The 12750-nt window shown below is 60.9% G+C and carries 14 protein-coding genes; 9 read left to right on the forward strand and 5 right to left on the reverse strand.

Annotated features, from left to right (window positions below):
• Nucleotides 1-184 precede the first annotated feature (184 nt).
• On the forward strand, nt 185-766 hold the full coding sequence (locus PCO31010_RS04675; RefSeq protein ID WP_150663168.1) for a tetratricopeptide repeat protein: 582 nt from the start codon (nt 185-187) through the stop codon (nt 764-766).
• 39 nt (nt 767-805) lie between these two features.
• Complete coding sequence (locus tag PCO31010_RS04680; RefSeq protein ID WP_150663169.1) at nt 806-1717, forward strand: hypothetical protein; 912 nt, start codon at nt 806-808, stop codon at nt 1715-1717.
• Here PCO31010_RS04680 and PCO31010_RS04685 read toward each other — a convergent pair.
• Entirely contained in the window at nt 1680-2567 is an 888-nt protein-coding gene (locus PCO31010_RS04685) for a LysR family transcriptional regulator (protein ID WP_150663170.1), read from the reverse strand. The genes PCO31010_RS04680 and PCO31010_RS04685 overlap by 38 nt on opposite strands.
• A 199-nt stretch (nt 2568-2766) precedes the next feature.
• On the opposite strand from PCO31010_RS04685, the gene PCO31010_RS04690 reads away from it, so the two are divergent.
• On the forward strand, nt 2767-3420 hold the full coding sequence (locus PCO31010_RS04690; protein ID WP_150663171.1) for a peroxiredoxin-like family protein: 654 nt from the start codon (nt 2767-2769) through the stop codon (nt 3418-3420).
• A 44-nt stretch (nt 3421-3464) separates the two neighbouring features.
• On the opposite strand, the gene PCO31010_RS04695 is transcribed toward PCO31010_RS04690, so the two are convergent.
• Together PCO31010_RS04695 and PCO31010_RS04700 are read right to left on the reverse strand one after the other, a co-directional pair.
• The gene (locus PCO31010_RS04695) at nt 3465-3650 is read right to left on the reverse strand and encodes a hypothetical protein (protein WP_174984317.1); all 186 of its coding nucleotides are present in this window, start codon (nt 3648-3650) and stop codon (nt 3465-3467) included.
• Nucleotides 3651-4283: 633 nt separating this feature from the next.
• On the reverse strand, nt 4284-4880 hold the full coding sequence (locus PCO31010_RS04700) for a short chain dehydrogenase (RefSeq protein WP_150663507.1): 597 nt from the start codon (nt 4878-4880) through the stop codon (nt 4284-4286).
• 100 nt (nt 4881-4980) lie between these two features.
• Between PCO31010_RS04700 and PCO31010_RS04705 the strand changes: the two genes are divergently transcribed.
• Nucleotides 4981-5964 carry a LysR substrate-binding domain-containing protein gene (locus PCO31010_RS04705; protein ID WP_150663173.1) on the forward strand — a complete coding sequence of 328 codons (984 nt, stop codon included), beginning with the start codon at nt 4981-4983 and terminating at the stop codon, nt 5962-5964.
• Between the two features lie 36 nt (nt 5965-6000).
• On the forward strand, nt 6001-6672 hold the full coding sequence (locus PCO31010_RS04710) for a response regulator transcription factor (protein WP_150663174.1): 672 nt from the start codon (nt 6001-6003) through the stop codon (nt 6670-6672).
• Nucleotides 6673-6675: 3 nt separating this feature from the next.
• On the opposite strand, the gene PCO31010_RS04715 is transcribed toward PCO31010_RS04710, so the two are convergent.
• Nucleotides 6676-7176 carry a response regulator transcription factor gene (locus PCO31010_RS04715; RefSeq protein WP_343039084.1) on the reverse strand — a complete coding sequence of 167 codons (501 nt, stop codon included), beginning with the start codon at nt 7174-7176 and terminating at the stop codon, nt 6676-6678.
• A complete protein-coding gene (locus PCO31010_RS04720) occupies nt 7173-8972 on the reverse strand; it encodes an ATP-binding protein (RefSeq protein ID WP_150663176.1) in 1800 nt (599 codons plus the stop codon). The genes PCO31010_RS04715 and PCO31010_RS04720 overlap by 4 nt, the downstream gene beginning before the upstream one ends.
• A 333-nt stretch (nt 8973-9305) precedes the next feature.
• Here PCO31010_RS04720 and PCO31010_RS04725 point away from each other — a divergent pair, with 333 nt between their 5' ends.
• From PCO31010_RS04725 to PCO31010_RS04740, 4 genes are all read left to right on the forward strand, one after another.
• Nucleotides 9306-9728 (forward strand): DUF3331 domain-containing protein, encoded by a 423-nt coding sequence (locus PCO31010_RS04725; RefSeq protein WP_246184440.1) that lies wholly within the window; start codon nt 9306-9308, stop codon nt 9726-9728.
• A 200-nt stretch (nt 9729-9928) separates the two neighbouring features.
• Nucleotides 9929-10618 (forward strand): gamma-glutamylcyclotransferase, encoded by a 690-nt coding sequence (locus PCO31010_RS04730; protein WP_150663177.1) that lies wholly within the window; start codon nt 9929-9931, stop codon nt 10616-10618.
• Nucleotides 10619-10656: 38 nt separating this feature from the next.
• Entirely contained in the window at nt 10657-11736 is a 1080-nt protein-coding gene (locus tag PCO31010_RS04735; protein ID WP_150663178.1) for a LysR family transcriptional regulator, read from the forward strand.
• An 88-nt stretch (nt 11737-11824) separates the two neighbouring features.
• Nucleotides 11825-12613: an alpha/beta hydrolase gene (locus PCO31010_RS04740; RefSeq protein WP_150663179.1), complete on the forward strand. Its 789-nt coding sequence runs from the start codon at nt 11825-11827 to the stop codon at nt 12611-12613.
• The last annotated feature ends 137 nt before the right edge of the window (nt 12614-12750 follow it).

A 12750-nucleotide genomic window follows, 5' to 3' on the forward strand; every position in this document is an offset into this window, starting at 1 on the left:
CGCGACTCCCGCCCCGCTGGCAAGACACAATCCGATGCGCCGACGCCGGTACGGTCGTGCCCTGTGACAGCAGTCCTGCGACTTCCAGCGCCATCAGGCAGTTCCTCGTGCTTCTCCCAACGCGGCGCACTTTGGTCCATGAGCAACGTGACCTCATAGGTTGCGCCCCAACCCGACGCCGCGTTTGCGACTTCTCGACATCGATTGTCCCGGCGCAACAGCCCACTGCTTTCGCTCGCCGCATATTACGGACGATCGCAATGACGCGATCGCATTTGAAAGGAACGACGCCATGACGAGACCCCCTCTTGCCCGTCCACGGGCCCCCTCTCCTGATGCGGCCGCTCATCATCGGGCTCACGCCTTGTCCTCCTCGGCCCCCGTCTCCCGCATCAATGGCGCTGTGGATGCGCAAGCGCTCGCGCATGCGTATGCCCTGTACGCCTCGAACGATCTGGAAGGCGCCGCACGCGCGTTCGCCTCGATTTGCCGCGCGCTTCCCGATCACACCGCCGCGTACAAGGCCTTCGGCTACGTGCTTTGCCAGCTCGGCGATTTCGAACAGGCGATTGCGCCGCTCATGGTGGCGATCTCCCGTGAATACGGCAATCCGGAACCGCTCTACTTCGCTGCAATCTGCATGCAACGCACGGGCGACCCAAAAACCGCGCGCGAGATGGCCACCGACGCGCTGGACATGGCCCGCTGCGCCCACGACAACACCGACCTGCGCGCGCGTTTGACGCGCCTGCTGGACGCCCTCTGATTCGCAACTCTTTCAACGACGCTCAAGCCCCTGAAGTCAATGCCAAGCACACATTCGAACACCTACCTCACGCCTGCCAACGCTTCGAACACCTACACCGGTGGCATGCCTTTGCCCGACGCGGACAACGCTGCGGTGCGAAACGACGCGGCAAACGCCCTTAAACGCCTTTCCGAAATTTCGAGTTCATTGAGTGAGATGGCGCCGTCGCCGCCTGCGGTCGGTCGCTTTACGGCGTTGATGCACCACGTCGGTAATGTCGCGCTGAGCATCAGTGCGCTGGGCGCCGCCAGTCTGAATACGGTGAAGGAAACGTATGTGAGCAGCTCGCTATCGAGCGCGCACAAGATTACGTTGGGTACTGCCGCAGTCGCATCGTTGTCGAGCGTGATGGATCTGGCGGTGGCGGTCGGCAAGTACTGTAATCCCGCGTCGACCACGTCGCAGATCATGAATACGGCATGGTTCGCCTCTGCCGGAAAGCTCCTCGGCTCGAAGCATATCGAGACCTACGGCGGGAAATATCAGACGGCGTTGCTGGGCACGTCGATGATCCTGTTCTTCAATCAGGCGGGCCAGATCGCAGGCCAGCACCACGCGCAGCACGAACACGAGGACACCGTCACGCCGAACTCGCTGGACTTGCCCGCGCCGTCCGCTTCACCGCAGACCCGCGCACAGGAACTCGACTCGCTGCAAAGCTGCATCGGTCTGGTCGCCACGGCTTACCGCGCCTTCGGGGACGTTGCGACGACAGCGGTCATCGACTGGATGAACGCGAGAGAAGCAAAACGCAACATGGATGTGGTCGAGCGCAGCATGAACTACGAAGAAGCGTTCGGGACCGTGGGGAAGTTCAGGCTTCGGGATGCCGACGCAACGCCCCGGGAAGACGTCGACGTCGAGGCTGCCCTCACATCGCCCGAAACACGTCGGCCAGATAAGCGGTGAATGCTCTGGCCGACGGTTTTGCCGCCCGGCCTGCGGCCAGCACCGCATGGACCTCCACCGGCTCCATCTCCCAGTCGGCAAGCAGTTGAATCAACCGTCCGTCAGCCAACTCGGCCCGACAGCCCCAGGTGCCCGTCGATGCAATGCCAAGACCGGCAACGGCCGCCACGGTGACGGCTTCGTTCACGTTGACCAGCAATCGTCCGTCGACGGCCACCGAGGTTTCCCGGCCGTCGCGACGGAATGTCCAGCCGATCTGCCCGGAGGCCGCAGGACCGACGATGATCGCGTGCGCCGACAAGTCCAAAGGCGATGCTGGCGTCCCCGCCCGAGCGAGGTACTCGGGCGAGGCCACGAGCAGGCGCACCGAAGTACCGAGACGTTTCGCCAGCGCAGACGAGTCCGGCAACGCACCGAATCTGAGCGCCACGTCGACCCCTTCGACCACCAGATTTTGTCGACGATCGCTCATCTGGAGTTCGATTTTCAGGGCCGGATGCCGCTGCATGAATGCGGGTAGATGCGGGATGACTTCGCGGATCGCGAAGCTCGTGGCCACGCCGACACGCAATATGCCGCGCAACTCCCCGGTCCCTCTCACGGCGTGATCCGCCTCTTCAAGCTCGGCAAGGATTCGTTCGACGCGTGACAGGTAATCGGCCCCGGCTTCCGTCAGCGTCACGGCCCGAGTGGTTCGCGTGAATAGCGCCGCCCCGACTTCACCCTCGAGCGTGGAGATGATTCTCGACACCGACGGCTGAGAGAGATGCATTTCCTTCGCTGCCCGCGAAAAGCTCCCGGCACGAGCGACCCGTGCGAACAGCCGCAAAGCATAGAGACGATCACTCATACGAAATTCAAATAAATCTTAGTTGATTCGGCAGTCTACCCCTCACTCTGCAAATAAGCGAAATTGTGTCCATCGAAGCACATCACATACCGCATCACCTACCGCGTGCATCGACTGGAAACCTGGCGGCGACTTCATCGAATGCCTCGCTGCCGTCAATACACACAAGTCGCTTTCGACTTCACAGAGGAATTAAGTCATGACTCTCCAAGCCAAACTGGACGCCTTCAAAGTCCAATTCGAATCACAAGTTCCGCAGGCCGCCGTCGATGCCATGCACCGCGCCACCGATGAGCTGATTGCCACGGGCCAGGCCGAACGCGCCATCAAAACCGGAGACGTCGCACCGTCGTTCTCCTTGCCAGATGCGCTCGGCAACACCGTCGTGCTGTCGGAGCTGCTGGCCAAGGGGCCGGTGGTAGTGACCTTCTATCGCGGCGGCTGGTGCCCGTACTGCAAGCTGGATTTGACGGCGCTTGAAGAAGCCGCCGACCAGATTCGTGCCAAGGGTGCGTCGCTCGTCGTGATCTCGCCGCAGACGCCGGTCAACAGCAAAAAGTCGACGCAGGAGCTGGGATTGAGCTTTCCGATCCTGAGCGATGCCAACGGCGACGTCTCGAACGCGTTCGGACTTCGCTTCCGCATGCCGGACTATCTGATCGAGACGTACAAGAGCTTCGGCGTTCAGCTGCCCGCGATCAATGGCGACGACAGTTGGACGTTGCCGATGCCGTCACGCTTCGTCATCGCGCAAGACGGCACCATCGCCTACGCCGAGATCAATCCGGACTACACGCAACGTCCGGAGCCCAGCGAGATGTATCCGGTACTCGACGCGTTGCCGCGCCAGTAACCCCGCACTCGGCTCGCCTGATTGCGGTCATGCGAGCCGATCATTTACTGCGCCAACGCCGCCGTGAAGTTCACGCATCGTCCCAGCGCCATACGCTCAGCAAACAGGGCCGCTTGCCCGGCGACATGCGCATTCGCCGGGCAGGCCGAAACGCCATGTCGTCGGTCGAACGGTCGCGTCTGCGCGACAGCCGTCGTGAGCGGGCACAGGTCTTTTGCGCCGATAGACACGGGCAGCTTGTCGACGGATGCCGTCCAACGGACGGCTCGCAAGCACGGGAACACAATCTCATCATGATCTGAACTCAGAAAACCTCTGACTACGACACCCATCTTTCGCCTGCACGGCAGGCCGCACGTCCGGAGGCGACGACTTGAGCCTAGGTAAGCACCGGCGATCGCGAAAGCATCGCGTTCCGAATTGAATAATTGGCGGCGGCCAATAGTCGAGGCCTCACGCTTCAGACTGCGAGCATCTGCCGAACAATCTCATCCGGCGCGACGCCGACGCATGTAGAGAACCGCAGAAAAAAACGAACGGAAGTCTGGTTTTCGCTTCTGGCGCATCTGGCCCGGACATTTCTGCCAGCTACGTGCGTTCTTGTTCAATCGAACGTAATTCCGTTCTATATCGACACCGCCTTGCCGTCGAAAATCAAACTAAACGAGTCTTCGAAACATGGCGAAACGGCCATATTCGCATCGGCGGCAATGCATAACATTTCACATTCGACCCAAGACGTCTGGCAACGCGAACGGTGTGTTTGGCGTTGGCAAACAATGGTGCCCCCAATCTGGCAGACAATGCCCCCTGCCGGAACTTGCGCATGCGTTCCCCCCAACGCATGCGCAGGGGGCAACCGGTTACCAGACGCGATAGGTGCGCCCCGTGTGGATACCTTCGACGCTGCGCCGGTAAGCCAGCGCCACACGACTGGCGTCGACCGATTCGAATCCGGGGAAGAACGGGCCGTACATGCCCTTCGACTCCGTCACGATCGAAGGGCTCACGGCGTTGATACGAATACCGCGCGGCATCTCGCTGGCTGCTGCGAAAACGAACGCGTCCACAGCAGCATTCACGACCGTGGCATTGTTGCCCTGCGCAATCGGTTCGTGCGAACAAATACCACTGGTCAGCGTAATCGATCCGCCGTCTTCAAGATGGCGTTTGCCAATGAGTGCAACCCGAATCTGGCCCAGCAGTTTGCTTTGAAGACCCACATTGACTTGCGCGGGTGTCATGTCGTCGAACGCGCCGAAGAACATGTCTCCCGTCGCGGAAATGATCGCACCGACTTTACCGACTCGCTGGAACAAGGCGCTAACGCTTTCATCGCTGCCGATGTCGCATTGTTGGTCGCCGCACGTCTTCCCGACGGAAATGAGATCGTGATGTTTCAGTTCCGCCATGACTGCCGTGCCGATGGTTCCCGTGCCACCCAATACCAGGATTTTCATGATGATGTACTCCGCGTGAAAGGTGATGCGATTTTCAGCTTCGCTTTCACTCGGAACCAGTTGAATTGAGTTAGAACAGTGCAAACGTCGAGTTAAGCCAATGGACCGCATCAGAGATATCGAGGCATTTGTCGCCGTCGTGGAAACGGGAACGTTCAGTGCCGCTGCCGACCGGCTGGGCGTGTCGTCGGTCATGATCGGCAAGCACATCGCCGCGTTGGAAACGAAGCTCAATGCCCGACTCCTGAATCGCACCACGAGAAAGCAAAATCTCACCGACGCAGGCACGACATTCCTCCAACATGCTCGCGAGATCCTCCGTCAGGCCGCACTCGCACAGCAGAGCATCGAGCGGTTTCAGACGTTGCCGCAGGGGCGCATTCGCGTGTCGGCGCCCCACACGTTGGGGGCGACAGTCATCGCCCCCCTGCTCGCAAGGTACTCGCGCGAGCACCGTGGGGTACACGTAGAGCTGGTGCTGAACAACGAGCGTGTCGACCTGATCGAGGACCGATTCGACCTCGCCGTTCGCATCGGGCCGCTCGCCGATTCGCGGCTCATTGCGCGTCCCATTCAGCCATACCAGATGGTGATTTGCGGCTCGCCGGAATACCTTCGCCAATCGGGTGTGCCGCGCACGCTCGTCGACCTCGCGACCCACCGCTGTCTCGGACATCTCGCACTGCGCTCACGATTCCGGTGGCATGTCGACGGCGAGGAAATCATGTGGCCGGATACGGCCACCTTCACGTCGAATGACGGCCACGCGCTACGCTCGGCTGCGCTGGAGGGAGCGGGCTTACTGCTGCAACCGGAAGTGCTCGTAGCACAGGACATTGCGCAGGGGCGTCTGGTGCAGGTGCTCGGCGACGTTCTGCCGCCCCCGCGCCCCGCCCATCTGGTCTACCTCGAAGACGGCGGCCCGCGCCCGAAGCTGACCGGTCTCGTCAACCTCATTCTCGACGCCATCGGCCTGCCAACAGGCGACCGAACCCCGGCCATTTCCTCAGACTACGCGGTGAAGCGGGAAAGCGCACACAGAACGGTATCTTCCACCGTGTCGCCGCAGCTCTCGCACGCCTGAACTCGTCAGCCATCTCAAAATCGCCAGAGGACCATCATGCCGCCGGACACGTTGAAGGTTTCCGACAATCGCGCAGACGGGCCAACGCCCGGCATCGTCTACGTTGTCGACGATGACGCCGGCGTGCGACGAGCTCTTGCGACACTGATGCGATCGGTTGACCTGCAGGTTGAGACGTTCGCCTCCGCGCAGGACTTCCTTGCGTACGCCCGCCCGGACCTGCCGAGCTGCCTTGTCCTGGATGTACGGCTGCGCGGCACCAACGGGCTGACGTTTCATCGAGACATCGTGCATAGCGGCATCAAGCTGCCGGTGGTATTCATCACCGGGCACGGCGACATCGAAATGTCCGTGAAGGCGATGAAAGGCGGCGCGGCAGACTTCTTTGCCAAGCCCTTTCGCGATCAGGACATGATCGACGCCATCACGCAGGCATTGGTGAAAGACCGCGCACGGATCGCCGACGAATCGAGCCGCTCGACGCTCAGGTTGCTCTACGAATCGCTGTCGACGCGAGAAAAAGAGGTGATGACCTATGTGCTCAGCGGTCTGCTGAACAAACAGATCGCAGCGCAAATGGGACTGAGCGAAATTACCGTCAAAGTGCACAGAGGGCAGCTCATGCGAAAAATGCTCGCCCGCTCGATCCCGGATCTCGTTCGCAAGGCCGAACTGTTAGGCGTGCAGGCGTTCAACCCTGCCCCCTAACCGTTACCCTGCCAGTGGCGAGCCAATGGCCACCGAGAGCCAGTGTGTCATCTCGCGCGCCAGAAACGGCTTGGGAAGCAACACGAGCGCACCGTTTGTGGTGGTCTTCGCTGCGACGGCAGGCGTCGCGTAGGCCGTGATGAAAATTGTGGGCGGGTTCAGTCCGTCGGCAATCAGTTGCTCATGAAGTTCGACGCCAGACATTCCCGGCATACGAATGTCAGAAACGAGGCAAGCGGTCGCACTGGCCTCCCCCGACGCGAGGAATGCTTCTGCCGACGCGAACAGATGCGCGTCGAGGCCCAACGATCTGACCAGACTTGCGAGGGCGCTCCGGACCGCACGGTCATCGTCGACAATGGCCACGACTGGGGTCGTCTGCAAAATAGGGCTCCCTTGGATGGGGAGAATGTGGTGTCTTCCGTCCCCGGTATTGTCAGCGTAGTGTAAGTTTGCCGCGAGCGCGATGATACAAACGTATAACCGGGGACGAGGTGGGCTCACGCAATGGACGGGCAAGGTAATACCAGCGTGAACGTCGCCCCTTCAGGGCCCGCGCCGCCTGAATGTCCAATACGAACCGAGCCGCCGTGCGACTCCACAATGGAGCGGCAAATCGCGAGCCCCATTCCCATGCCGTTGGGTTTCGTCGTGAAGAACGCATCGAAGAGTCTGGGCACATCGTCGTTGGCGATTCCAGGGCCGGTATCGCGTACGGAAATGCTGACCCTATCGTCCCCGGCGCGTTGCGCGGTAATCGACAGCTGCCGCGGTCCCGACTGAGACGCCATCGCTTGTATCGCATTGGTCGACAGGTTGACCATGACCTGCTGAAGCTGAACGGCGTCTCCCCAAACCGTCAACGGTTCGTCAGCGAGATGGAGCTTGAGCAATACACCGTGCTCGTCGAGCTCGGAGCGAACCATCACACACGCTTCGCGGACAAGCCGCCCGACGTCAACCGGCTGTGCTTCGGGCGGCGCGCCCTTCATCAGACGCCGCACGCGCTGAACGATGTCGGCTGCACGGTTGCTCTCCTCGGCGATCTGCGTGACACACCCTTCGACCTCGGCGAGATTGGGCGGCACGCGGTGCAGCCATCGAAGGCAGGCCTCGGCGTTCGTCGCAACCGCCGCAAGCGGCTGACCGATCTCGTGTGCGATCGACGCGCTCAGTTCGGCAAGCGAGGTCATGCGGCTCGTCTTCGCGAGGTCGGCCTGCGCCACACGTAGTCTCGCGGCCGTCTCTCTGGCTTCCGTCACATCCATGACAGCGCCGATGAACTGACGCCCCTCGACTTGTCCCGACGCTTCACGCGCGACGACATGCAAATACTTGGTCCGGCCGTCCGGTAGCATAATGCGATGCTCGATATCGAAGCAGTCGTCATGGTCCGCGACGCGCCTGAGCATCGATTCGAACACTGCCAGATCGTCAGCATGGATTCTGCTTCGCACAAAGGCCAGACTGGGCGGCACGTCGGGTGAGATCTCAAAGATCTCGTACGCCTGCGCTGACCAGAACAACGCCCCGGTTTCCACGTTCCAGCCGAAACTGCCCGTCCGGCTCAGGCGTTGCGCTTCCTCCAGATATTGCGCCTGAATGCGATGCAGTCGCGCCTCGGCCTGCTTCCGGCGCGTGATGTTGTTGTTCGTCTCGAGCGTTCCCGAGAATCGCCCGTGCGCATCGCGTTGCATCGCCCATCGGCTGGCCACGGTGACCCGGGTGCCGTCGCGCTTGACATGAGTCAGCTCCCCCTCCCATTCGCCGCTTGCAAGAAAGGTTGCTTGAATCGCGTCAATGGGCGCGGGGAATTCTGTTTTCAGCAGGTCTTGAGCGCGTCGCCCGAGCGCTTCGTCGCGACGCCATCCATAGAGTTGCTCTGCGGCGTGATTCCAGTACGTGACGACGTCATCGGGATCGCGGACGAAGACGGTATCGTGCGTGAGGTCGAGCAACCGCGCATGATCGCGCTGAAGCCGCTCGGCATCCCGGATTCTGCGCACCAGCGACGTGACGAGCAGCGAGCAGGTCATGAATGTGACCAGCGGAATATAGTCGATCGACTTGTCGATCCGGAAGCTGAAGATCGGCGGCGTGAAATAGACATTCAGAAGCAGCGCCGCCGTGACCGAGAACAGCAGCGACGAAACGAAACTATCCAGATAAGACAACGCAACGATCAGCAGGAGCATCGTGAAGCCTGTCGTCGCGAGACGCAAATGCAATGACAACGCGATCCACGCAATCGCGCAAAGCGCTGCGCACCCGACGATCCAGAGCGGCAACAGATAACCCATCCGGCTTCGGTGTCGAGAGGATCCCAGACTTTTCACAACCGTCCTCCAAAAAGGATCGGACCGCCTCCGGTTTTCTCATTGAAAACCTTTCGTTTTCAATGACCTGGACGTCAATTTCTACACTTATACACTGGTATAGCGCGATTCAGAATATGGCTAATCGCTAACCCTGAGCGCGCTTCATTACCGAATATTGCAACTCGTCGACACCTTATACGGACGGATAGTCGGACGATGCAAAAGCGCTATCGCGATACCCCACCGTAGAGTGGATTCGCCCCGCCCGGTCCCCTACGCTTGAATCACATCGGGACGCAATGCGAGAGGGCGAAAATGTTAAGCACAGTCGGTGAACACGGGTCTGATCCCTGGTCGAGCACGCTAGCCGCACTCGAACGTTTCTCGATGATGCCGGAATCCTCCCCCCGCCTGCCCAAGCGGCTCGCCGCGACACGCAACGTGTCGCGTAGCGGTGCAGTGCACACCTCACACACCTCCGTCTCCATCGAGCTCATCGAACGGCTACCCAATTCGTTCGTGACCTTGTCCTGGCACGACCCAACACGCTGCAATTACGAAGAGCAGCTCTGGGCCCCGACATCGGCGCACCGCTCCGGCCGGTGCGCGCTGACCGGCCAGCGCTTTCGCGCAGGCGCACGCGTCTACATGCCGCGTACGCATCGCAAGACGCCGCCGCTCAACGCGCGCGCCATGATCCTCGCATCGGCACTAGATCATGTCAGCGAACGCGACTAAGCCCGCACCGACGCCTAGCGGCGGTCAGCCCCACAACCGATATGCGCAGGCATTGTCGCGCCCGGAGCGTCAAAGCGTATCCCCGCAGCGTGTTTATTCCACAGATCGCCACAGTCATACTTTCGACCATTCTGGCGTAGGCCCATGTGCGAAAAGCACGCCTGTACGCCGCAATAGTCAATTCATTCTGGGCATCTGCGATGTTGACACGGCAAATCATTCATTCCGGAGAGTATCTGGAGCAATTCGAGTCGCTTCCGAATCGCTGGACGATCGAGCGCATCGAACAATCGCTGAACGACACCATGGCCGCACGCGGCATGCCCAACGAGGTCTGGATCTTCGGGTACGGCTCGCTGATATGGAATCCGATGGTGCAGTTCGACCGGCGTCGGGTCGCCACACTCGACGGTTGGCATCGCGCGTTCTGCCTGAAGATGGTCGCCGGTCGGGGCAACCCGGAGCGCCCAGGTCGCATGCTTGCGCTGCGTCCGGGCGGGCAAACACAAGGTCTGGCCTTCCGGCTCGCGGCCGCATCGCTGGCCGAAGAACTGCAAGTCGTATGGGTTCGGGAAATGATCCTCGGGTCATACCGACCGACGTGGGTGACATTGCAATTGGACGACGGCACGCGCGTCGAGGCCGTCGCTTTCGTAGCGGACGAGAGCAGCGAGCAATACGAGGGCGACGCTTCCGTGTCGGTGGCGGCCCCCCTGATTCGCGAGGCGACGGGCCAGTTCGGCAGCAACGCCGACTACCTTTTCAACCTTCGAACGGCATTGCACGCATGGCAGCTCCGCGACCCCTACATCAACGCATTGATCGCGGAGATCGAGCGTCCGGCACATGAGGCGGCCGACCGCTCCTCGGCCGCCGGGGATTCGCGGTAACGGCACATGCGCTATCGAAATACTCGTGAGTGAGCATCATGGACAAACTTCAGGCAATGCTGGTGTTTACGAAAGTGGTCGAAACGAAGAGCTTCGCGGGCGCTGCGGACTCGCTGTCCATGAACCGCTCGTCGGTAACGACGATGATTCAGCAGCTCGAAGCGTATCTGAAGGTCGGCTTGCTCAATCGAACGACGCGCCGCATCAGTGTGACACCGGACGGTGCGTCCTATTACGAACGCTGCGTGCGGGTGCTCGCCGAAATCGAAGAAACGGAAAGCTCGTTCTCTGCCATCTCCATTCCGAGAGGCCGACTGACCGTCGACGTGCCTGGCACGCTTGGCCGGCTGCTTCTGGTGCCCGCGCTCGACGAATTTCACCGGCGCTATCCCGACATCGATCTCATGCTGGGCGTGGGTGACCGTCACGTCGATCTGGTGCAAGACAGCATCGACTGCGCCATTCGTATCGGACAGCTTCAGGATTCGACACTGGTCGCCCGGCGCATCGGCGCGGCAGCATTCGTGACCGTCGCCAGTCCCGGCTATCTGAAGGCCTATGGCACGCCGTCGACCGTCGACGATCTGGGCCGGCACGTCGCGGTCAACTACTTCTCCAACGGCCGCATTCTGCAAATGGACTTTCTCGTGGACGGTCAGGCCATCGAAACCCGCCTGCCGTCGCACCTTGCCGCGAACGATGGCGACGCCTACCTGCAATGCGGATTGCGCGGACTAGGACTGATTCAGGTGCCTCGCTTCCTGGCGCAGTCGCACATCGATGCGGGCGATCTGGTCGAGGTGCTACCTGCATTTCGCCCGGTACCGCTGCCGGTCTCCGTCGTTTATCCGCAAAACCGGCACCTGTCGCCCAAAGTGCGCGCTTTTGCCGAATGGGTGACGGAACTAGCAAACAAATGCCCGCTGCTCAGTAGCGACAATATCCACCCTTCCGAATTGGCACCCTCCAAAGCAAAACGCGTGACGTCGATCATGCGCCGCTCAGCGGTACCGGATTCGAACGGTGTGAACGACCCGGACGATGAACTGCCAGAGCTTCGCAATGACGGTTCGCACAGCGTTCGATTCGGAAATTCCGAATTGTCCTATCGCGAGTAGACGGTTTATCGGAAGCATCGTTCTACGGACAATGGCGCTCGCACGCACTCAGCGAGTGTGCGACCGGCAACCTTAGTCCCGAAATGCAATGGAATCTCAGTTTGACATCACCGACGTCACGATTGACGGATATTTGCAGCGCATCCCGCTGCGCTCATATCGCCCGCATGTCCCGGCTCGGCTCCCTGTCGTTCTGTGCTTTCACGGTGGAGGTTTCGTCGGTGGCGAACTGCGCGACTCCGCTGAATTGGCTGCGCGACTGGCGCGATCGCTACCGGCGTGGGTCGTCGACGTCGGCTATTCGCTGGCGCCCCATTTTCCGTTCCCGGCAGCCTCCGAAGATGCATACCTCGCGTTGAAATGGGCCGTGACGAATGCGTCGGCTTATGGCGCTTCGCTGACACGTCTGGCTGCCGTTGGCGTAGAGGCCGGCGGCAACATTGCTGCTAGTCTCGCCGCGATTGCGAGGGACCGCTCTTACCTGAAGTTACAGGCGCAGGTACTGATCTCGCCATTGCTCGATCCAAGCATGACGCGACTCACCGGCAGGATGTCGGTAAGCAACGAAGGACGGGCGCGCGACTGCGCGCAGCACTACCGGGCCTACCTGCCGACGATCAGCGACCGGATACATCCCTACGCAGCACCACTTGAATCGAAGCGTCTCGCCCAATTGCCGCCCACGTTGGTCGTCAGCGCAGAACACGATCTGTTCCGGGCCGAAGGAGAAGCGTATGCCAGTGAACTCATTCCTGCCGGTGTCCCCGTCGTTGCGACACGCCACCGCGGCGTGGGCGCCGAGGCGCTGACCCGGCATACACCGGCAATTGAAGAGGTCGTCGCGTTCCTCAGACAGCACCTGTCAGACGCGCGGTAGTCCCGGCATTGTCGCCGGATTGGATACGAAGCAACCACGTTTAGTGCCTTTATCGCCCGACAGGGGCTATCCATAATTTGGTTTAACCGAATCGACTCGTGTTGTCGCCCGTCCAGTGATCCCGAAGGCTGATAACG

It is taken from the genome of Pandoraea commovens, assembly GCF_902459615.1.
In the GTDB taxonomy this organism is placed as follows: domain Bacteria; phylum Pseudomonadota; class Gammaproteobacteria; order Burkholderiales; family Burkholderiaceae; genus Pandoraea; species Pandoraea commovens.

Excerpts from the sequence above, each read along its gene's own strand:
- PCO31010_RS04680 (WP_150663169.1), top strand. The coding sequence starts at position 806 with ATGCCAAGCACACATTCGAACACCTACCTCACGCCTGCCAACGCTTCG.
- PCO31010_RS04685 (WP_150663170.1), bottom strand. The coding sequence starts at position 2,567 with ATGAGTGATCGTCTCTATGCTTTGCGGCTGTTCGCACGGGTCGCTCGT.
- PCO31010_RS04690 (WP_150663171.1), top strand. The coding sequence starts at position 2,767 with ATGACTCTCCAAGCCAAACTGGACGCCTTCAAAGTCCAATTCGAATCA.
- PCO31010_RS04700 (WP_150663507.1), bottom strand. The coding sequence starts at position 4,880 with ATGAAAATCCTGGTATTGGGTGGCACGGGAACCATCGGCACGGCAGTC.
- PCO31010_RS04705 (WP_150663173.1), top strand. The coding sequence starts at position 4,981 with ATGGACCGCATCAGAGATATCGAGGCATTTGTCGCCGTCGTGGAAACG.
- PCO31010_RS04710 (WP_150663174.1), top strand. The coding sequence starts at position 6,001 with ATGCCGCCGGACACGTTGAAGGTTTCCGACAATCGCGCAGACGGGCCA.
- PCO31010_RS04720 (WP_150663176.1), bottom strand. The coding sequence starts at position 8,972 with ATGGGTTATCTGTTGCCGCTCTGGATCGTCGGGTGCGCAGCGCTTTGC.
- PCO31010_RS04725 (WP_246184440.1), top strand. The coding sequence starts at position 9,306 with ATGTTAAGCACAGTCGGTGAACACGGGTCTGATCCCTGGTCGAGCACG.
- PCO31010_RS04730 (WP_150663177.1), top strand. The coding sequence starts at position 9,929 with ATGTTGACACGGCAAATCATTCATTCCGGAGAGTATCTGGAGCAATTC.
- PCO31010_RS04735 (WP_150663178.1), top strand. The coding sequence starts at position 10,657 with ATGGACAAACTTCAGGCAATGCTGGTGTTTACGAAAGTGGTCGAAACG.
- PCO31010_RS04740 (WP_150663179.1), top strand. The coding sequence starts at position 11,825 with ATGGAATCTCAGTTTGACATCACCGACGTCACGATTGACGGATATTTG.